This is a genomic window from Dermabacter sp. (genome assembly GCF_032550575.1).
GTDB classification, from domain to species: Bacteria; Actinomycetota; Actinomycetes; order Actinomycetales; family Dermabacteraceae; genus Dermabacter; species Dermabacter hominis.
Genome location: NZ_JAWFZC010000002.1, coordinates 215,902 through 235,031, shown reverse-complemented (window position 1 = coordinate 235,031; position 19,130 = coordinate 215,902). Strand labels below are relative to the sequence as shown.

The 19,130-nt window shown below is 63.2% G+C and carries 19 protein-coding genes; 14 read left to right on the top strand and 5 right to left on the bottom strand.

Annotation, left to right across the window (positions count from 1 at the left end):
- Positions 1-23: 23 nt before the first annotated feature.
- The gene (locus tag E6X30_RS04235) at positions 24-1,058 is read right to left on the bottom strand and encodes an ATP-dependent 6-phosphofructokinase (protein ID WP_316335776.1); all 1,035 of its coding nucleotides are present in this window, start codon (positions 1,056-1,058) and stop codon (positions 24-26) included.
- A 197-nt stretch (positions 1,059-1,255) separates the two neighbouring features.
- Entirely contained in the window at positions 1,256-2,947 is a 1,692-nt protein-coding gene (gene pgi / locus E6X30_RS04230; protein ID WP_070435251.1) for a glucose-6-phosphate isomerase, read from the bottom strand.
- Between the two features lie 177 nt (positions 2,948-3,124).
- Between pgi and typA the strand changes: the two genes are divergently transcribed.
- The 11 genes from typA to E6X30_RS04175 all read left to right on the top strand — a co-directional run bounded on the left by typA (position 3,125) and on the right by E6X30_RS04175 (position 14,319).
- The gene (gene typA / locus E6X30_RS04225) at positions 3,125-5,041 is read left to right on the top strand and encodes a translational GTPase TypA (protein ID WP_016664173.1); all 1,917 of its coding nucleotides are present in this window, start codon (positions 3,125-3,127) and stop codon (positions 5,039-5,041) included.
- Positions 5,042-5,055: 14 nt separating this feature from the next.
- A complete protein-coding gene (locus tag E6X30_RS04220; protein WP_016664174.1) occupies positions 5,056-5,532 on the top strand; it encodes a hypothetical protein in 477 nt (158 codons plus the stop codon).
- On the top strand, positions 5,529-5,861 hold the full coding sequence (gene fdxA / locus E6X30_RS04215; protein WP_016664175.1) for a ferredoxin: 333 nt from the start codon (positions 5,529-5,531) through the stop codon (positions 5,859-5,861). The genes E6X30_RS04220 and fdxA overlap by 4 nt, the downstream gene beginning before the upstream one ends.
- A gap of 233 nt (positions 5,862-6,094) precedes the next feature.
- Complete coding sequence (locus E6X30_RS04210; protein ID WP_070435253.1) at positions 6,095-7,279, top strand: extracellular solute-binding protein; 1,185 nt, start codon at positions 6,095-6,097, stop codon at positions 7,277-7,279.
- 9 nt (positions 7,280-7,288) lie between these two features.
- Positions 7,289-8,182, top strand: a complete 894-nt coding sequence (locus E6X30_RS04205) for an ABC transporter permease (protein WP_065247500.1) — start codon at positions 7,289-7,291, stop codon at positions 8,180-8,182.
- 1 nt (position 8,183) lies between these two features.
- The gene (locus E6X30_RS04200; RefSeq protein ID WP_061211198.1) at positions 8,184-8,984 is read left to right on the top strand and encodes an ABC transporter permease; all 801 of its coding nucleotides are present in this window, start codon (positions 8,184-8,186) and stop codon (positions 8,982-8,984) included.
- Positions 8,981-10,126, top strand: coding sequence for an ABC transporter ATP-binding protein (locus E6X30_RS04195; protein ID WP_016664179.1), 1,146 nt, complete (start codon positions 8,981-8,983; stop codon positions 10,124-10,126). Before E6X30_RS04200 ends, E6X30_RS04195 begins: the two co-directional genes overlap by 4 nt.
- An 11-nt stretch (positions 10,127-10,137) precedes the next feature.
- Positions 10,138-10,926, top strand: coding sequence for a glycerophosphodiester phosphodiesterase (locus E6X30_RS04190; protein ID WP_316335775.1), 789 nt, complete (start codon positions 10,138-10,140; stop codon positions 10,924-10,926).
- Entirely contained in the window at positions 10,923-11,756 is an 834-nt protein-coding gene (locus E6X30_RS04185) for an inositol monophosphatase (protein ID WP_070435255.1), read from the top strand. Before E6X30_RS04190 ends, E6X30_RS04185 begins: the two co-directional genes overlap by 4 nt.
- A 31-nt stretch (positions 11,757-11,787) precedes the next feature.
- Positions 11,788-12,939, top strand: coding sequence for a succinyldiaminopimelate transaminase (gene dapC / locus E6X30_RS04180; RefSeq protein ID WP_016664182.1), 1,152 nt, complete (start codon positions 11,788-11,790; stop codon positions 12,937-12,939).
- Between the two features lie 30 nt (positions 12,940-12,969).
- Positions 12,970-14,319, top strand: coding sequence for a citrate synthase (locus tag E6X30_RS04175; RefSeq protein WP_016664183.1), 1,350 nt, complete (start codon positions 12,970-12,972; stop codon positions 14,317-14,319).
- Between the two features lie 19 nt (positions 14,320-14,338).
- Here E6X30_RS04175 and E6X30_RS04170 read toward each other — a convergent pair whose 3' ends face one another.
- Positions 14,339-15,265 carry a hypothetical protein gene (locus E6X30_RS04170; protein ID WP_016664184.1) on the bottom strand — a complete coding sequence of 309 codons (927 nt, stop codon included), beginning with the start codon at positions 15,263-15,265 and terminating at the stop codon, positions 14,339-14,341.
- 2 nt (positions 15,266-15,267) lie between these two features.
- Positions 15,268-16,218 (bottom strand): 2,3,4,5-tetrahydropyridine-2,6-dicarboxylate N-succinyltransferase, encoded by a 951-nt coding sequence (gene dapD / locus E6X30_RS04165; RefSeq protein ID WP_070435256.1) that lies wholly within the window; start codon positions 16,216-16,218, stop codon positions 15,268-15,270.
- A 69-nt stretch (positions 16,219-16,287) separates the two neighbouring features.
- Here dapD and dapE point away from each other — a divergent pair, with 69 nt between their 5' ends.
- The 3 genes from dapE (at position 16,288) to E6X30_RS04150 (ending at position 18,405) form a co-directional block, all read left to right on the top strand.
- Positions 16,288-17,379, top strand: coding sequence for a succinyl-diaminopimelate desuccinylase (dapE, locus tag E6X30_RS04160; protein ID WP_070435257.1), 1,092 nt, complete (start codon positions 16,288-16,290; stop codon positions 17,377-17,379).
- Positions 17,380-17,389: 10 nt separating this feature from the next.
- Positions 17,390-18,136, top strand: coding sequence for a TIGR00730 family Rossman fold protein (locus tag E6X30_RS04155; RefSeq protein ID WP_040386885.1), 747 nt, complete (start codon positions 17,390-17,392; stop codon positions 18,134-18,136).
- Between the two features lie 98 nt (positions 18,137-18,234).
- On the top strand, positions 18,235-18,405 hold the full coding sequence (locus E6X30_RS04150) for a DUF3117 domain-containing protein (protein ID WP_016664188.1): 171 nt from the start codon (positions 18,235-18,237) through the stop codon (positions 18,403-18,405).
- Between the two features lie 42 nt (positions 18,406-18,447).
- Here E6X30_RS04150 and E6X30_RS04145 read toward each other — a convergent pair whose 3' ends face one another.
- On the bottom strand, positions 18,448-19,104 hold the full coding sequence (locus E6X30_RS04145) for a methyltransferase domain-containing protein (RefSeq protein ID WP_316335774.1): 657 nt from the start codon (positions 19,102-19,104) through the stop codon (positions 18,448-18,450).
- Positions 19,105-19,130: the final 26 nt, after the last annotated feature.

The window sequence follows — 19,130 nt, the reverse complement described above, 5'->3', positions numbered from 1 at the left end:
CTGGGGCGCAAATGCGCGGCGTCCTACCCAAAAAGGACGCGAACCTCGTCCCATCTGGACCTGGGCACGCGCTTCACCGAGTCGATTGCCTCGGTGAGCGGCTCGTTCACGATGTCGGTCCCGCGTAGCGAGACCATGCGACCAAAACCGCCTTCGTGCACGAGGTCGATCGCGGCCATACCGAAACGAGTCGCGAGCACGCGGTCGTACGCATTCGGTTCGCCGCCGCGCTGGATGTGTCCGAGTACGGTCGCGCGGGTTTCGATACCCGTGGCTTCTTCGATATAGGGGGCGAGGCGCTGGGCGACGCCGCCTAGGATCGGTCGGCCGAATTCGTCCATCTCGTAGTCCATGAAGTCTGCCGGCGCGTCTTTCGGAACGAACCCCTCGGCGACGACGACGAGTGGGGAGCGGCGCTTTGAGCGTGCAGCGCGCTGCGCAACGTACTCGCAGATTTCGTCGATCGTGAGCGGGAATTCGGGGATGCAGATGACATGCGCGCCTGCAGCCATACCCGAGTGGAGCGCGATCCAGCCGACGCTGCGCCCCATGACCTCGGCGACCATGCATCGGTGGTGGCTGTTGCCCGTCATGCGTAAGCGGTCGAGGTTCTCGGTTGCGATATCAACGGCGGTATTGAAACCGAACGTGTAGTCCGTGGCGTCGAGGTCGTTATCCACTGTTTTCGGGACGCCGACCACGGGGATGCCGGCCTCTGCGAGTCGATTGGCCGTGAACAGTGTTCCGTCGCCACCGATAGCGATGAGGGCGTCGACATCGTGGTCCTCGAGAACTTTGCGCACACCCTCGGCGCCGCCGCCGTCCTCGTGGAAGGGGTTGAGGCGCGAGGTGCCGAGGATCGTTCCGCCCTGACGGCCGATGCCGCGCACAAGGCGTCGAGGGATCGGGATGAATTCGTTGTCGCGCACTCCCTTCCAGCCGTCGAGGTAGCCCACGAATTCATCTTCGTAGATGGAATCTCCCTTGAGGACAGCTCCGCGGATGACCGCGTTGAGTCCCGGGCAGTCGCCGCCAGAAGTCAGAATGCCGACCTTCATGCCACTCTCCTTCGGTTATGTCTTACGCCACGTCCATCCTAGAGACAAAGTCGCGGGACTTCGCGGGAATCCCGCTAGGCGGACCGACTGCCGAGCCGCAACGGCGTTGGATTGCATAGGGGTTGTGGGGGTTACCCACTCGTCAAAGAAAACGGGGCCTCGCCGAAGCGAGGCCCCGTTCTTCTTGTGTACGCGATTTAGGCGCGGTGCGCGCGGTAGTACTCGATGAGCTGACGCGTCGAGGAATCCTGCTCGGCGAGAACCGACTCGTCGCCCGCGACGGCGCTCGTCAACTGCTTCGCGAGCTGCTTGCCGAGCTCAACGCCCCACTGATCGAAGCTGTTGATGCCCCACACTGCGCCCTGCACGAAGGTGATGTGCTCGTACAGCGCGATCAGCTGGCCGAGGACGCTCGGAGTGAGAGCGCTCGCCATGATCGAGGTGGTCGGACGGTCGCCTGAGAACACGCGTGCGGGAACAAGCGCGCCGGTCGTCCCCTCGGCCTCAACTTCCTCTGCGGTCTTGCCGAAGGCGAGCGCTTTGGTCTGCGCGAAGAAGTTCGCGAGGAAGAGCTCGTGGACGTCGGTATCGCCGTCCTTGAGTGCGTAGGTGGGATTAGCAAACGCAATGAAATCCGCGGGAATGAGGCGCGTACCCTGGTGGATGAGCTGGTAGAAGGCGTGCTGACCATTCGTGCCGGGCTCGCCCCAGAAGATCTCGCCGGTCTCCGCAGTCACGGCTGAGCCGTCGTAACACACGGACTTGCCGTTGGACTCCATCGTGAGCTGCTGGAGGTAGGCGGGGAAGCGATGAAGGAATTGGCTGTAGGGAAGAACCGCGTGAGTCTCGGCGCCGAGGAAGTTCACGTTCCACACGTTCACGAGCCCCATGAGCAAAGGCAGGTTTTCCTCGGGAGCTGCTGTGCGGAAATGCTCGTCCATCGCGTGGAAACCGCCGAGGAACTCTTCGAAGGCCTCGGGGCCGAACACGACGGCGAGGATCGTGCCGATCGCCGAATCGACCGAGTAGCGACCGCCCACCCAGCTCCAGAACCCGAAGGCGTTGGCCGGGTCAATACCGAATTCCTCGACCTTGTCGAGTGCGGTCGAGACGGCCACGAAGTGCTTCGCGACGGCTTCGGCATCCTGTGATTCAGCGACGCCCGCGGCGTGCAGGCCGTCGAGCAGCCACGCGCGCACGAGCTTCGCATTCGTGATCGTTTCGAGCGTCGTGAACGTCTTCGACGCGACGATCACGAGGGTTGTTTCGGGATCGAGGTCGCGCGTCGTCTCGCCCACGTCGGTCGGATCAATGTTCGAGATGAAGCGTGCCTCAATCCCCGCATCCGCGAGCGGGCGCAGTGCCTCGTACACCATCACGGGGCCGAGGTCGGAGCCGCCGATGCCAACGTTGATGACGGTCTCGATCTTCTTACCCGTCACGCCGGTCCACTCGCCGCTGCGAACCTTATTCGCAAACTCATAGATGCGTTCGAGGACCTCACGCACATCGGCATCGACATTCTGGCCGTCGACGTCGAGGGCGGGGGATGCGCCTTTCGGGCGTCGAAGCGCGGTGTGTAAAACGGCGCGGTCCTCGGTCGTGTTGATGTGCGCGCCCGCGAACATCTCGTCGCGGCGCTTGCACACGCCCGTCTCGTTTGCGAGATCGAGAAGGAGTCCGACGGTTTCTTCGGATACAAGGTTCTTCGAGAGATCAACGAACAGATCCGCCGCCTCAAAACTCAGCTTCTTGGCGCGATCGGGATCTTCGGCGAACGCTTCGCGCAGGCCTTTGTCGAGCATGCCGTCGTGCTCTTCGAGGCGCTGCCAGGCCTCGGTAGTCGTCGGATCAACGGGGGCGGGGGAGAGATTGCTGTTTTCACTCATGTTTCCATTGTGATCCCTCACCCTGTGAGGCAGATTTCTATTCGTCACGCGAGAAGGCTCACGCAGCCGATAAGGGGCCCGGACGCGTTACCATGAATCGGGCGCGCGTGGGCCAGGCAAGCGTCGGACCCCCACACCTCACGAGACTTCCGCCGATCCCGAACAGATAAGGCTCCTATGACCATTCAGCACCGCTCCGATCTTCGAAACGTCGCGATCGTCGCCCACGTCGATCACGGCAAAACGACCCTCGTGGACGCCATGCTCCGCCAGGGCGGCGCGTTCGGCGAACGCGACAAAGTTGACGAGCGTGCGATGGACTCCGGTGACCTCGAGCGCGAAAAGGGCATCACCATCCTCGCGAAGAACACCGCGATCCACTATTCGGGGCCGACGGCAGCCGAGATCGGGCACCCCGAGGGCATTACGATCAACGTGATCGACACCCCCGGGCACGCCGACTTCGGCGGCGAGGTAGAGCGCGGCCTGTCCATGGTCGACGGCGTCGTGCTGCTCGTGGACGCGTCCGAGGGGCCGCTCCCGCAGACCCGATTCGTTCTGCGCAAAGCTCTTGCCGCGAGCCTTCCCGTGATCATCGTCGTGAACAAGGTTGATCGTCCCGACGCCCGCATCGACGCGGTCGTCAACGAAACAACGGATCTCCTTCTCGGCCTCGCTGAGGACCTCTCGCAAGACAACGCCGAGATTGACTTCGACGCACTGCTCGACGTCCCCGTGATCTACGCCTCCGGCAAAGCTGGGCGTGCGAGCGCGAACAAGCCCGCAGACGGCGAGCTTCCCGATTCCGAAACGGTCGAACCGCTCTTCAAGACGATTCTCGAATCGATCCCCGCTCCCGAATATGACGACGACATGCCGCTGCAGGCACACGTCACGAACCTCGATGCTTCGCCGTTCCTCGGCCGTCTCGCGCTCTTGCGCATCGAGAACGGCGAGCTCAAGAAGGGCCAGCAGGTCGCGTGGGCGACCCGCCACGGCGATATCAAGAGCGTGAAGGTCACCGAACTTCTCGAAACGAAGGGGCTCACACGCGAGCAGATGACGCGCACGGCGCGCCCCGGCGACATCGTGGCCGTTGCGGGTATCCCCGACATCATGATCGGCGAAACCCTCACCGACCTCAACGATCCTCGTCCGCTCCCACTCATCACCGTGGACGACCCCGCGATCTCGATGACGATCGGCATCAACACCTCGCCGATCGCCGGCAAGGTCAAGGGCCACAAGCTCACCGCCCGCCAGGTCAAGGACCGCCTCGATGCCGAGCTCGTCGGCAACGTGTCCCTCAAGGTTCTGCCCACTGATCGCCCAGACGCATGGGAGGTTCAGGGCCGCGGCGAGCTCGCTCTCGCGATTCTCGTTGAACAGATGCGTCGCGAAGGCTTCGAACTGACCGTGGGGAAGCCGCAGGTGCTGACCCGCGAGATCGACGGCGTCACGTGCGAACCGATCGAGCGTATGACGATCGACGTTCCCGAGGAATACCTCGGGACAATCACGCAGCTCATGGCCTCCCGCAAGGGGCGCATGGAAACCATGAACAACCACGGTTCGGGCTGGGTGCGCATGGAATTCCTCGTTCCCGCGCGCGGCCTCATTGGTTTCCGCTCGCGCTTCTTGACCGAAACGCGCGGTACCGGCATCGCCTCCTCGCTCGCCGAAGGCTTCGAGCCCTGGATGGGCCCCATTGAATTCCGCAACACGGGCTCCCTCGTGGCTGACCGCGCGGGTGCCGTGACGCCGTATGCGATGATCAACCTCCAGGAACGCGGCTCGTTCTTCGTGGAACCCACCTCAGAGGTGTACATGGGGCAGGTTGTCGGCGAAAATTCCCGCAATGAAGACATGGACGTGAACATCACGAAGGAAAAGAAGCTCACGAACATGCGCTCGGCCACGGCAGACGCGTTCGAGAATCTCATTCCGCCGCGCAAGCTCACGCTCGAGGAGTCGCTCGAATTCGCCGCCGAGGACGAATGCGTCGAGGTCACCCCCGAAATCGTGCGCATCCGTAAGGTCGTCCTCGACCCGACCGAGCGTGCGCGCGCTCGCGCTCGCGCCCGCAACTCGTAATCGAGGGCGAGACAATGAGTCACAAGGACCCCAACGAAGGCGTCATTTTCGCCGACGGTACGAGGCCCACCTCGCGCGCGACCGAGATCGTTGTCGGCGCGATCGTGGGGGTGCTCGGCGGCCTTGTCGTGATTGGGACGCACCGTATGCGCTCGACCGTCCAAGACGTGTCCGTGCCGTGGGGGCTCCTGTTTGGTTGCGCCTACGAGGTCGTCGCAACCTGCATGCTGGTCGCGCTTAGCGGGCGCAAGCTCCCACTGTTCATCGATGCTCTCGCCTTCACACTCGTGGCCGTGTATTTTTCGGGCACGTCGCTCGGGGGAGGGCTTCTCGTTCCAGCACAGATTGCGGGCGAAGCGCAGTGGCAGGGCTGGGCCGCCCAGTTCCTCGGCGTGATCGTGCCTCTCGTGGGTGTCGCTATCGTGTGGGCCATCCAAATCAGAAACATCGCGCGCGCGAACCAGCGCGAAGAAAGGACTGTGAAGCCATGACCTACGTCATCGCCCTCCCGTGCGTTGATGTCAAAGACCGTGCCTGCGTTGACGAATGCCCCGTCGACTGCATCTACGAAGGCGAGCGTTCGCTGTACATTCAGCCTGACGAATGCGTCGATTGCGGTGCGTGCGAACCCGTGTGCCCCGTCGAAGCGATCTACTACGAGGACGACCTGCCCGATCAGTGGAGCGAGTACTACCGCGCGAATGTAGAGTTCTTCGACGAGCTCGGAAGCCCCGGTGGTGCGGCGAAGCTGGGTCCGCAGTCGTTTGACCACGAGGTCATCGAGAAACTTCCCCCACAGGAAAACCCGCTCGAAGGCTAAAACCTCGAAGCAAAAGTCCACGTGGCCTGCAGGTGAGCATCAAGTAACAGAAGGCCCAAGTTCGGCTAGCAAAGCCCGTTTTAAACGGGGTCTTTCATGACCACTGCGTGAACTCTTGACGACCTTTCGCGAGCGTGGGCGGGGGACGGGCGTAGCGGGGGCATCGGCGCGCTTAACCTCGAGGCGTCGTCCAAATCGATGCGCCCCTTGCGCGCCAGTGGAAAGGCCACGCAATGTCCCTCAATCGACGTTCACTTCTGTTTGGTGGTGCTGCCCTTAGCTTCGCGGGCCTCGCGACAGCATGTGCGCCAGCCTCGAAAAACTCTTCAGGAGCCTCCGACAAGGGAGGTGAGTCGGCAGCCGATGTGACGGGTGAGGTCGAAGGGACCCTTCGCATCCACGCGGGCGGCGACACCAACGTGCGCGACCTATGGCAGGACGGGCTTGGGCCGGCCTTCACGAAGAAATACCCGAAGGTCACGATCAAGGTTGACCACGATCTGCACTCCGAACGCTCCCAGCAATCGCTCGCGCGCTTGTCCGCTGCCGGCGACGGCGATTCGGGCATGGACTTCATCGATGACGGCTGGGTGACGGACGCGGCAGACGCGAAACTTCTGCTCAACGTGAGCGCCAAAGAGATTCCCGCCCTCGGCGATGTTCCCCAGGAAGCGCTTGCCCAAGGACTTGGACAAGCCTTCCCCTACCGAGCCTCCTCCGTGCTCCTCGCGTACGACACGGAGCAAGTCGCCACCCCTCCGAAGACTCTCAAGGAGCTTCTGACCTGGATCGAACAGAACCCCGGCAAGTTCGCCTACAACTCTCCTTCGACGGGCGGCTCAGGCTCGGCCTTCGTGACGAGTGTGCTCGACCTGTACATCCCGAAGGACGTCCGCGAGCGTATGACGACGAGCTACGACGAGGCCGACGAAAAGCACTGGGACAAGGGCTGGGAAGAGCTCAAGCGCATCGGTAAGTTCACGTACGGCCAGGGCACCTACCCGAACGGCAACGAGCAGAGCATTGAGCTTTTGGTCAACGGCGAGGTCGCGATGATCCCGGTGTGGTCCGATCAGTTCATTTCCGGTCGCGAGTCCGGGAAGATCCCGGAACGGGTCAAGGCGACGCAGATCTCGAATCCGCCGTTCGCAGGCGGCGCATCGTTCCTCGGGATCCCGAAGAACTCGAAGAACAAGCCTGCCGCGCTCGCGCTCGCGAAATTCGCGCTCTCCCCCGAGGGGCAGCAGATCATCTCCACGACAATGGCGGGTTACCCGATCATCCCGCTCGAGGACATGCCCGAGGAGATTCAAAAGAAATTCGACGGCATCGACACGCAGAACCTCGGCCAGGGCTACTTTGGCGACCACGAAGACAACAAAGCCAAGCTCTGGGACCAGAAGGTTCCGACCGCCTAGGGAGCAAGCGTGGCATCGAGGCAATCATGGATCGGTGTGCTCCTCGCGAGCCCACCGATCCTCCTCATCATCGTTTTCATCGGCTTTCCCGTCATCAATGCCTTCGGCTTGAGCCTCGGGTACACGGGCGGGTTGAACACGACGATCGCGATGATCGGTAAGAACACGCACGAGACGCAGTCATGGGCTCCGACTCTCGACGCGTATCGCGAGGTCTTTTCGAACCCGCGATTTCTCTCGGATTTGCGGGTGACGGTGAGCATTTCAATTCTCACCACCGTGATCGTCACGGCCCTTGCGTGGCTCGTGGCTCTCGCGATGCGGCTGCGGCCGTCGGGCATCACCCGCATGCTTCCCGCTTTCGCCGTCATCCCGATGTTTATCCCGGGAGTAATCGGGGCGTGGGCCATGATTCGGTTCTGGGCGGCCGACGGTTTCTTTGGCTCAGTGATGCGGAGTCTTGGCGTGGCGAGCCCACCTCAAATTGCGTTCACGTCGACCCTCGTGCTCATGACTCAGGTGTGGTCCTCGCTTCCGTTTGCGGTCCTCATGGTGTCGTCGGGGGTTCAATCGGTGCCTGATGCCCTGATTGATGCCGCTCGGGATGCAGGTGCGGGAACGATCCGCATTGTGAAGGACGTCGTGGCACCGATGGCGTTCGTGCCCACGGTCATCGCTATGACCTTTACCGCGATTGGGAACGTCGGGTCGTTCACTGTTCCGTGGCTCACGGGCCCCTCCGCGCCGACCATGCTCGGCGTCAGTATGACGAAACACTTCAACACGTACGGAGAGCCGCAGCAATCAGTTGTCATGGCCATTGTCGTGTTTGCGCTCGCTGCGCTGATTGGGGTTCTTTACGTCTGGGCCAATTACCGACAAGCAAAAGAAGAGATGACCTGATATGCCCAGGAAAATTGCGTCGGGGCTTGCCGCGCTTGCGTTGCTGCTCTTCGTGGCCGGGCCGATCGTGTGGCTCGCCCTTCACGCCTTCGCGACCGAGTGGCGCGTGCCGAACCTCCTTCCGGCCGGGCTCACCTTTGACTGGTGGGGAAAGGTTTTCGGTACTCCGAAGTTCGTCACCTCGATCCTCAATTCGCTCATGTTCGCCGTCCTATCGACGACGCTCACGGCTCTCATCTGTATGCCCGCTGCCTACGCCTTTGGGCGCATGCAGTTCCCGGGGCGCACGGTGATGCTCCTTGGCCTGTTCGCAACGAATGCGTTCCCGAAAATGGGGCTTTTTGTGAGCATTGCGGCTTTGTACTACGCCTTCAACCTCATGGAGACCATTCCGGGTGTCACGATCGCGCACATGCTCGGTCAGGTTGTTTTTCTTACGTGGATTCCTGCCGCCTCGTTTGCGGCGGTACCGCGCAGGCTCGAAGATGCCGCGCGCGATAGCGGCGCCGGATGGCTCAGGACTTTCGTGAGCGTCACGCTTCCACTTGCCGCCCCGGGGTATTTCGTCGCCCTCATCATGGCTTTCCTCGCGTCGTGGGACGAAGCTCAGGCCACCTACCTCGTTGGTGCCCCCAGTTATTCCACGATGCCGACCGAGCTCTACACGCTCGTTCTCAACTCGCCGGAACAGGTCGCGGCCGTTTTTTCCATCATGCTCACCGTCCCCTCCGTTGTGCTTCTTCTTCTCGTAAGGAAGCACATCATGGGTGGGGCTCTCGCAGAAGGTTTCCAAATCCGATGACACAGTCCGCATCGAAAGCTGCCCGAACCGCTCGCCGGTTCTCTCCCGAGCCGCTCACGCTTAGCTCCGTCAGCATCACGCTCGGTGGCAAGAGCATCATCAAAGATCTTGATCTCGCGATCGGGAAGGGAGAGATGGTCTGTTTGCTCGGCCCTTCGGGATGCGGGAAAACGACGACTTTGCGGATGATCGGTGGGTTCCTCACGCCGGATGCGGGGCGGATCACCGTGGGTGAGCGTGATGTGACGTCGCTGCCTCCGGAGCGCCGGCCCTCGGCGATGGTGTTCCAGAACTACGCGCTCTGGCCCCACATGAGCGTCGAAAAGAACGTGGCATTCCCGCTCAAGGTTGCCAAGGTCCCACGCGACGAGCGCACCGCACGCGTGCGTGAGGCCCTCGCGCTCGTCGGACTCGAGGAGAAGGCCGGGCGCCGACCGGCGCGGCTGTCGGGCGGCGAGCAGCAGCGCGTTGCTCTCGCGCGTGCGCTCGTCCAAAACCCCTCGCTCTTGCTTCTCGATGAGCCGCTTTCGAACCTCGACGCGAAACTTCGCGTCCAGGTTCGCGAAGAGATTCGTCGTATCCAGCAGGAACTTGGCATGACGAGCGTCTTTGTGACGCACGATCAGGAGGAGGCGCTCGCCGTTGCTGATCGCATCGCCGTCATGAACGGCGGCCGGATCGAACAGCTGACTGATCCAACGACTCTGTATCGCCGACCGGCGACGCGGTTTGTCGCGGGTTTCATCGGGACGATGTCCTTCGTGAAAGGGCGAGTGGAGCGCCGTGCCGACGGTTCCGGTCGCATCTACGTCGAAGGTCTCGAGCCGCTGCCGATTGACCTCGTGACCGGAGCGGCCGAACATGCCGAATGCGGTATTCGCCCCGAGAACGTCGTGATTGGCGATCCCCGCGCCGCCCAGCTCAAGGGCACCATTGAGCGCATCACCCCAAAGGGCCACCTCAGCGACCTCGTCGTGCGGGTCGGCGCCATTCGTGTGCGCTCGCTCGCGAAGGCCGACGACTTGCGCGTTGACGATGAGGTGGGGGTGCGCATCACCGAAGCGCTGGTGTATCGCGATGGTGTTCTCGTCGACGCGGCTACCTCGCCTGCCGGACCTACCGGGGAGCAGTCAGCAGCATGAACGGAGAAATGATGAGTCCTGTGCAGCTCGTTGCACATCGTGGCGATCCCGTCGCCCACGTTGAGAACACTCTCCAAGCGATCGCACACGCGGCAGCCGAGGGGCTCGAGGTTGTCGAGGTCGATCTGAGGCTCAGCGCCGAAGGGGAGCCCATTCTTCTGCACGACTCCACGCTCGAGCGCTTGTGGGAGTGCACGGCCAGTCCCGCTGAGCTCTCGGTGAGCGCGCTTGAAGCCCGTGAGCCGGCTGAGCATGGCACGTGCGCAAATGACCACGGCTTTGAGCGGGGAGTCCCCACGCTCGAGCGTGCTCTCGACGCCGTGGGCGATGCTGTGCTTCTTCTCGATTTTCCGGGTGAGTCTGACGGCGCGGAGCAGGAGATTGCGCGCGTGAGCGCCTCGCGGATCCGGGCGATTGCCTCGGGAGAGGGGGACCACTCGGATGAGCGTCGCGCGGCAGCGGCACGGGCGGAGTTCACGGGGGGAGTCACCGCCATGCGTGCCGTGCGCGAGGTCCTTCCCACGGCACGTTTGCGTATGACCTACCCGCTCGATGGTGTTCCGGATCCCGCCCTCGTCGAGGAGCTCGAGCCTTACTCGTGGAACCCCCACTTTGGCGTCTGCTCGCCCACGACCGTGAGCGCTGCACGTGCCCTCGGGCTTCGTACCACCTGCTGGACCGTTGACGATGCCGAGACTGCAAGGGCGCTTGCGGCGATGGGCGTTGAGGCCGTGACGTCCAACCGTGCGGGCGACCTCCTGCGCGTCCTTAACCAGAACGCGGAGGTGCGGGGAGCATGAGCGCCGATCACGTGGGACGAGGGCGCGATGTGTTGACGCGCGCGCACGAGCTTGCACAGTCACTTGCCACATGGGCGATGATCCGCTCGACATCCTCGAACGTTTCGATGTTTGCGACAAAAAAGAACGCCGCTGATTTCGTGACGGATATTGACCTGGGGATCGAGCTCTGGGTACGCCGGACCATTGCGGAAGAATTTCCGACGCACGCCTTCGTCGGGGAAGAGTTCGAGGACAGCGCCGGGGTTGAGTACACGTGGTATTGCGATCCCATCGACGGCACCACGAACTACGCGCACGGCATCTCCTGGTTTTCGTTCTCCCTCGCCATGTGTGATGAGGACGGCCCCGTCGTTGGTGTCGTCGCAGACCCGCGCACGAAAGAGGTCTTTTCGGCGATTCGGGGGCGCGGAGCCATGCACCGCGGTGGCCCCATCTCAGTCGAACACCGGTCCACTTTGCCCGGCTCTGTCGTTCTCACCGAGCTTCTCGGGGCGACATTCTTCGAGGGCCAGGCGGAATTTATCCGCTCTCTGGGCGAGATCGATGTGACGAGCCGGATCATGGGTTCGGGAACCCTGTCGCTCGTGGGGCCTGCGGTCGGCAGAGGGCACGGTGCGCTCGTGGGGCGATTCGGAGCCGTGGATCACCTCGCGTCCATGCTCATCGCACACGAGGCCGGTTTGAGGGTGCTCGATTGGGACGGCCACGACACCCTGTTTCCTTCTGACCCGTCCACCGGCATCATGGTCGCGCACCCCGCGATCGCGGCGGAGCTGCACGGTATGTGGCGCCGCGCCGTTGAGAGCGAAGGCGATCGAGCTCGGTAAGAGCTGGCACTGGGGTCGTAGGATGAGCACCATGACTTCGCGAACGCCGCTCCTTTCGACCTTGCCGTCCTTTCCGTGGGATTCGCTCGCCTCGGCGCGCGCACTCGCCGAGCGACACCCGGATGGGATTGTCGATCTCTCGGTTGGCACTCCCGTTGATGAAACGCCCCGCGTCGCCCAGGAAGCACTTGTGGCCGCCTCGGATGCGCACGGCTACCCGACGGTCGCCGGAACGGGGCAGTTGCGCGAGGCCATCGTCGATTTCTGTCGCGCACACCGCGGTGCTCCCTCAGCTCTCAGCGCCAGTGGCGTGCTTCCCACGATCGGCTCGAAAGAACTCGTTGCGCACCTTCCGTTCCAGCTCGGCATCGGCACCGGGGAGGCAGTCGCCTTTCCCCATATCGCCTACCCGACCTACGACCTCGGCGCACGGCTCGCGGGAGCCCGGCCCGTCCCACTCGATGTGCGGGCGCTTGCACGCGAGGGGGAGGGGGCGCTCGGTTCCGACGTCTGCCTCGACTCGGTGCGCCTGCTGTGGCTCAATACGCCGTCGAATCCGACGGGAGCGGTGCACGATATCGGCGAGCTGCGTGCCCTCCTTGCATGGGCACGCGAGAGGGACATCATCGTCGCTTCCGACGAATGCTACGCGCCACTCACGTGGGATGTGGACGAGGCCCCATCGATTCTCGATGAGCGCGTGAATGACGGCGACCTCACGAATGTGCTGTGCGCCTACTCGCTCTCGAAGCAATCGAACCTCGCTGGTTACCGTGCCGCTTTTGTCGCCGGCGACCCTGCCCTCGTCGGCGAGCTGCTCGCGGTTCGTAAACATTCCGGGCTCATGGTGCCGGGCCCCGTTCAAAACGCCATGGCAGCGGCCCTCGGAGAGGAAGCGTCGGCCTCCCGCCAGCGCGAAACCTACCGCGCTCGCCGTGAGACTCTCGCACCCGCTTTCGAAGCTTTCGGCGGAAAAATCGAGCATTCCGAGGCCGGCCTCTACCTGTGGACGACATTCGGTGAGGCGAGCGAAGCGAGCATTGAGCGCCTTGCAAAATTGGGAATCCTCGCTGCCCCCGGTACCTTTTACGGCGAGGCGGGTGCGCGACATGTGCGCATCTCCCTTACCGCGACGGACGAGCGGATCGCTAGCGCTGCCGAAAGGCTCCGAGCCGCCCGCTAAGAGCGTTGCGACAGACACGAAAGGAACGCGATGACCGCACACTTTAGCGTGAATGACCGAAACCTGGATCTGCCGCTCGTCGAGCCGACCGAGGGCAACCTCGGTGTTTCGATCGCGGGGCTGCGCAAGGAAACGGGGGCGGTGACGTTCGACCCGGGGCTCATGAACACGGCGCCGACGACGTCGGCCATTACGTTCATCGATGGTGAGGCGGGGATTCTCCGGCACCGCGGCTACCCGATCGAGCAGCTCGCCGAGCACTCGAGCTACCTTGAGGTCGCATTCCTCTTGATCTTTGGCGAGCTGCCCACGAAGGGACAGCTCGACCAGTTCGTGCACTCGATCGAGCAGCGGACTCTTCTCGACGAGAACCTCAAGCGCGTGTTCATCGCCCTTCCGCGCGATGCCGCCCCCATGGCCGTGCTCCAAGCGGGCGTGAGTGCGCTGTCGACCTTCTATCAGGACTCGCTCGACCCGAACGACCCTGAGCAGGTCCGAATTTCGACGTTCCGTCTTCTCGCAAAGATGCCCACGATGGCGGCTTACGCCCACCGGGTCGCAAACGGGCAGCCGCTCATGTACCCGGATAACTCGCTGAGCCTCGTGCAGAACTTCCTGAGGCTCATGTTCGCTTTTCCCGTCGAGGATTTCGTGGCGGACCCGGTTGTGGTGCGTGCACTCGAGCAGCTATTTATTCTCCACGCCGATCATGAGCAGAACTGCTCGGCGACCGCGGTGCGCCTCGTCGGCTCGGCGGGAGCGGACCTCTTCTCCTCGATCTCGGCCGGCGTTGCGGCCTTGTCTGGGCCGGCGCACGGCGGCGCTAACACGCGCGTCATGCACATGCTCGACGACCTTCGAAAGTCTGGTCAGGATCCGCGAGTGTTCATGGAGAAGGTCAAGAGCAAGGATGATTCCACCCGTCTCATGGGCTTCGGGCACCGGGTGTATAAGAATTACGATCCGCGTGCGAAGTTCGTGAAGGGCATTGCCGATACGGTGCTCGAGCGGCTCGGGATCCATGATGAGCGCCTTGAGCTCGCGATGAAGCTTGAGGAGATCGCGCTTCGCGACGAGTACTTCATTGAACGCCATCTCTACCCGAACATCGACTTCTACACGGGCATCATCTACAAGGCGATGGGTTTTCCCACGCACATGTTCACGGTGCTGTTCGCGATCGGGCGCCTGCCCGGGTGGATCGCACAGTGGCAAGAGGCGATCAACGATCCCGACACGAAGATTATGCGGCCGCGGCAGATCTACACGGGCGAAGCCGAGCGCGCATACGTTCCGATCGAGGAGCGTACGGGCACGTCGGAGCTCCTGCTCCACGATCTTCGCGAGGAACTGAAGGCGCGCGAGAACAAGGCCAAATAACCGAGGCTGCGGCCGTGCCTCACGCCCCCTTCGCGAAATAGATCACGACCGCGTCATCCTCGCCGCTTGCCCCGCCCGTTGCGTCGCTGTCCCACTGCGACGACGTCTGGGAGACGTGGCGTGAGCGATCCCAACGGTGCCCGCGGTAGTCGACGCCCACGATATTGTCCTGTGCGGCATGGGCGACGGCCCAGTTCGCGAGCGCCCAGCCGCGCTTTTCGTCGGCCGTCTTGATGACCACGGTCGTGTGACCCGCCCCCTGAGGCGCGTTTGATCCCGCGGCGCCGAGCGAACTTTTCACCTCGCCTGACTCGCTCATCCGGGTGAACTCGCGCGCGAGAGACTCGCGAAGTTTCTCTGGATGCGCTGGACCTCCAGCGGCGGCGAGGTCGCATTCGAGCTCGGGGCCGCTGTTGCCGGTGAGCGCAGAGGAGAAGAGGCGCCCCTCGACCTCGTGATCGGCGTAGGCATCGGGAAACGCTGACCGCTGCACTTTTTGCGCCGCGACGGTGATGTCCATGTCCTCGTACCCCTTGACCTTGGCGAGCTTCTCGTAAAAGGCCGTCGAGGCAAACACAGGATCCATGATCTGCTCTTTTGTGCCCCACCCCTGGGAGGGGCGTTGCTGGAAGAGCCCTACCGAATCGCGATCCCCGTAGTCGATGTTTTTAAGCTTCGACTCCTGGTAGGCGGTCGCGAGGGCGATCGACGCGGCGCGAGGGGGCAGTCCCATGTCGATCGAGACCGCACTGATCGTGGCGGCATTGAGGGTTTGCTCGGTCGAGTACGAATGCGATGTCGAGAGCCCACTCGCGGTGCAGCGGCCCGTGCGCTGGCCGCCGTCAAAGAGAGTGAGCGCGGCGAAGCTCCCGCCCACGACCGCGAGAAAAACCGCAAGGAGCGTGAGCGGGATGACCACGCGAGACAGCGCGGGGCGTTTGGCCATGATTAGTTCGCGTGAAGGTCGGAGTTCAGCTCAACGCGCTTGTTCGAGCGCGAGACGGCCTCGACGGCGCCCGATTGCGAGTTACGGCGGAACAGGAGACTCGGCACCCCGGAGAGGTCGCGAGCCTTGACGACGGAACGATTCTCGCCGTTGATGAGGGTGACCTTCGTGCCCGCGGTGACATACAGCCCGGCCTCAACGATGCAGTCGTCGCCGAGGGCGATGCCGACGCCTGCTTCTGCTCCAACGAGCGAGCGCTCTCCGACGCTCACGCGCTCCGTCCCGCCGCCCGAAAGGGTGCCCATGGTCGAGGCGCCACCACCGATGTCGGAGCCATCGCCCACGACGACACCTTGCGAGATGCGCCCCTCGATCATCGAGGTGCCAAGGGTGCCCGCGTTGAAGTTCACGAAGCCTTCGTGCATGACGGTTGTGCCGCTCGCGAGGTGAGCGCCGAGGCGCAATCGGTCGCCATCGCCGATGCGGACGCCGTCGGGAACCACGTAGTCGACCATGCGGGGGAATTTATCGATCGAGTAGACCGTGGGGCGCCGGCCTTCACTGATGAGGCGCAGGCGCGTCTCTTCGAAGCCGTCCACGGCGCACGGCCCTTCCGAGGTCCACACAACATTCGTGAGCGCGCCGAACAGACCGTCGAGGTTTTGCTCGTTCGGCTTTACGAGGCGATGGGAGAGTAGATGGAGGCGCAAGTACGCATCGGACGCATCGCGCGGCGCCTCTGCCAGGGAAATGGCTCGTGTGACGACTTCCTGACGGGTGCCGCGTGCGGCATCGTCTCGCGCGGCCTTTGCGAGGGCGACGGCGAGAGGATGGTTGGCGAGGTCATCGGGGGCACAGCCCAGTTCGGGTGCGGGGTACCACGTGTCAAGGGTCGTCCCATTGTCCGCGATGGTTGCGAGGCCGATGCCCCATGCGCTTTTGTTCTCAGTCATGGCTCACAGGCTATAGCGCGCCTCTTCGGATTTCGTTGGAGCGCGCCGAAAACCTCTACGCTTGTGTGCATGATGAACACGACACCGCTGCCCCTCGATGCGGGCCTGACCGAGCTCACGCGTGCAATCGTCGATACCGAGTCGATTTCGGGTAACGAAACTCTCCTTGCCGACAGGGTCGAGGCGACGCTTCGTGCGTGCGAGCACCTCGAGGTTATTCGCGATGGCGACACCGTCATCGCGCGCACCCACCTCGGGCGCGCCGAGCGCGTCATTCTCGCCGGCCACCTCGATACCGTTCCCGTCGCAGGCAATCTTCCTTCGTGCGTGCAGGTCGTGGACGGGCAGGAGCGGCTCATCGGCCGCGGTGCGTGCGACATGAAGGGGGGAGTCGCCGTGTTCCTTGCGCTCGCGTGCTCTCTCGCGTCGCCTCGTCACGATCTCACGTGGATCTTCTATGACCACGAGGAAGTGGAGGCAAGCCTCAACTCGCTCACGCGTATCGCGCGCGAACGCCCCGAGCTTCTCGAAGCCGATTTTGCGATTCTCGGTGAGCCGTCGAACGGGGGAGTGGAGGCAGGCTGCAAAGGCACGATGCGGGTGCGACTTACCGCGCGGGGCATCGCGGCTCATTCGGGTCGCGCATGGATTGGGAAGAACGCGATCCACGCTCTTTCCGGTGCGCTGTCGCGGCTTGCGGACTACGAGCCGAAGGACGTGGAAATCGACGGTCTCCTGTACCGCGAATGCCTCAATGCGGTGGCAATCGAGGGCGGCATCGCAACGAACGTGATTCCCGACCGGGCCGAAATACTCGTGAACTATCGCTTCGCGCCGAGCACGAGCGAAGCGGAGGCGCTCGCTCATATCGAAGAGGTGTTTGCTGGGCTCGACCTCGAGTTTGAGGTCACGGACTCCTCGGGCGGCGCCCTGCCCGGCCTCACACGGCCCGCAGCCCGGGACTTTCTCGCGGCCCTTGGCGATGGGGTGAGCGTGGAAGCGAAGCAGGGATGGACCGACGTGGCGCGCTTCAGTGCACTCGGCACGCCAGCCGTCAACTTTGGCCCGGGAGACCCGCTTCTGGCCCACACGGATGGGGAATACATTCCGACGGCTGCCCTCACCCACTGTTACAGGTCTCTTGAACGGTTCCTGAGCTAACGTGGAAATCATGAAAAAGCACTTTCACGGACCACTGAGCGACTACCGCAAGGGCCCCGTTTTCCTGCGCGGTAAACAGCGCCCCACCGAGACCACGGACCAGCGTCTTCTCCAGAACGCGGGCGAGGGCGATTGGGTTCACACCGATCCGTGGCGGGTCATGCGCATTCAGTCGGAGTTCGTTGAGGGCTTCGGCGCGCTCGCCGAACTCGGGCCCGCTGTCGCGCTCTTCGGCAGCGCACGCACGAAAGCTGATCACCCGCACTACGCGCTTGCACGCGAGGTGGCCAGGCGCATCGGCGAGATGGGGCTCGCCATCATTACGGGCGGCGGTCCCGGAATCATGGAGGCCGGCAACCACGGCGCGATTGAAGCAGGAACAACGAGCGTGGGCCTTGGCATCGAGCTACCGTTTGAGCAGGGCATGAACGAATACGTCGAGCTCGGCGTGAACTTTCGATACTTTTTCACGCGCAAAACCTGCTTTGTGAAGTACTCGCAGGCGTTCGTGGCCTTCCCGGGAGGCTTCGGCACATTCGATGAGCTTTTCGAGGCGCTGTGCCTCATCCAGACGCACAAGATCAAGAAGTTTCCGCTTATTCTCGTGGGCCGCGATTACTGGAGCGGGCTTGTCGCCTGGCTCGAGCAAACCGTCCAGGAAGAGTACGGCTACATTTCTCCCGGCGACACCGATCTCATCAATATCGTTGACACGGCCGACGAGGTTATCGAGGTCCTCAAACGCGATATGAAGTAGCCGTTTACCTCGCGCTTTCTATGCCCTCCCAGGAATCGGCGGATCAAAGTGAAAGAATAGGGACGACAGATCCATTGCCAGAGAAAGGGCGAACGATCATGGCAGCGATGAAGCCTCGTACAGGCGACGGCCCCCTCGAAGTGGCCGAAGAGAGCCGGAGCCTCATCATGCGAGTACCGCTCGAGGGCGGCGGTCGTCTCGTCGTAGAAATTTCGGCGGATGAGGCGCGCGAGCTGCGCGACGCCCTCAACACGGTTGTTCCCGCCTAACCTCATCTCCTGAATTGCCTAGAGGCTGTGGGGGTTATTCCCTCACAGCCTCGCCTTGACTGCTGTCAGCACCCCGTCCCCCGCGGGTGACAGCGCGAGCACGAGATTGTCTCGCTCCTTAAGATCGGCAACGACCTCCCGAATGTGGGCCGTCTCCGGGTCATTCGCTGACGAATCGCCGAGACGATCGTGGTGCATGACGTTCATAATGACCAGTGCCCCACCGAGGCGAATAATGTCGAGCGCCCCCTCCACGAGAGCGCCGAGCCTTGGCTCGCTCGCATTCACGACGATCATGTCGTAGGCGCCGCGCGTGAGGCGCGTAAACACGTCGAGCGGCTGCGCGTTAATCGTGCGCACGCGCGCCTCCGGGATCTGGGCCTCAGCACAGGCCTTGCGCACGAGCCGCACGTTTTCCGGCTCAGGATCGATTGCGGTGAGGGTGGCGTCGGAACCCATCGCACTCGCGAGGTAGAGGCTGAGCGCACCCGCCCCAGCACCCACCTGCACGATCGCCCGTGCCCCGAGCATCGCGACGACGCTACGCGCGTGTGCGGCCGAGCCCGCAAGAACCGGCGCAAGGCCTATCGCGCTGCCGCGCTCGCGCGCCCGCTCACACACCCCGGGGGCGGCAAACAGCCGCTGCTCATCGAGGAATTGCTCGCTGAGCGCCCAGCTCGCCAACTTGCCCGTTGCCATGTGCACTCTCCCTCTTTGCCGTGAAT

Bases quoted from the DNA above. Each gene is read 5' to 3' on its own strand.
- E6X30_RS04235 (WP_316335776.1), bottom strand. From the start codon at position 1,058: ATGAAGGTCGGCATTCTGACTTCTGGCGGCGACTGCCCGGGACTCAAC.
- pgi (WP_070435251.1), bottom strand. From the start codon at position 2,947: ATGAGTGAAAACAGCAATCTCTCCCCCGCCCCCGTTGATCCGACGACT.
- typA (WP_016664173.1), top strand. From the start codon at position 3,125: ATGACCATTCAGCACCGCTCCGATCTTCGAAACGTCGCGATCGTCGCC.
- E6X30_RS04220 (WP_016664174.1), top strand. From the start codon at position 5,056: ATGAGTCACAAGGACCCCAACGAAGGCGTCATTTTCGCCGACGGTACG.
- fdxA (WP_016664175.1), top strand. From the start codon at position 5,529: ATGACCTACGTCATCGCCCTCCCGTGCGTTGATGTCAAAGACCGTGCC.
- E6X30_RS04210 (WP_070435253.1), top strand. From the start codon at position 6,095: ATGTCCCTCAATCGACGTTCACTTCTGTTTGGTGGTGCTGCCCTTAGC.
- E6X30_RS04200 (WP_061211198.1), top strand. From the start codon at position 8,184: ATGCCCAGGAAAATTGCGTCGGGGCTTGCCGCGCTTGCGTTGCTGCTC.
- E6X30_RS04195 (WP_016664179.1), top strand. From the start codon at position 8,981: ATGACACAGTCCGCATCGAAAGCTGCCCGAACCGCTCGCCGGTTCTCT.
- E6X30_RS04190 (WP_316335775.1), top strand. From the start codon at position 10,138: ATGAGTCCTGTGCAGCTCGTTGCACATCGTGGCGATCCCGTCGCCCAC.
- E6X30_RS04185 (WP_070435255.1), top strand. From the start codon at position 10,923: ATGAGCGCCGATCACGTGGGACGAGGGCGCGATGTGTTGACGCGCGCG.
- dapC (WP_016664182.1), top strand. From the start codon at position 11,788: ATGACTTCGCGAACGCCGCTCCTTTCGACCTTGCCGTCCTTTCCGTGG.
- E6X30_RS04175 (WP_016664183.1), top strand. From the start codon at position 12,970: ATGACCGCACACTTTAGCGTGAATGACCGAAACCTGGATCTGCCGCTC.
- E6X30_RS04170 (WP_016664184.1), bottom strand. From the start codon at position 15,265: ATGGCCAAACGCCCCGCGCTGTCTCGCGTGGTCATCCCGCTCACGCTC.
- dapD (WP_070435256.1), bottom strand. From the start codon at position 16,218: ATGACTGAGAACAAAAGCGCATGGGGCATCGGCCTCGCAACCATCGCG.
- dapE (WP_070435257.1), top strand. From the start codon at position 16,288: ATGATGAACACGACACCGCTGCCCCTCGATGCGGGCCTGACCGAGCTC.
- E6X30_RS04155 (WP_040386885.1), top strand. From the start codon at position 17,390: ATGAAAAAGCACTTTCACGGACCACTGAGCGACTACCGCAAGGGCCCC.
- E6X30_RS04150 (WP_016664188.1), top strand. From the start codon at position 18,235: ATGGCAGCGATGAAGCCTCGTACAGGCGACGGCCCCCTCGAAGTGGCC.
- E6X30_RS04145 (WP_316335774.1), bottom strand. From the start codon at position 19,104: ATGGCAACGGGCAAGTTGGCGAGCTGGGCGCTCAGCGAGCAATTCCTC.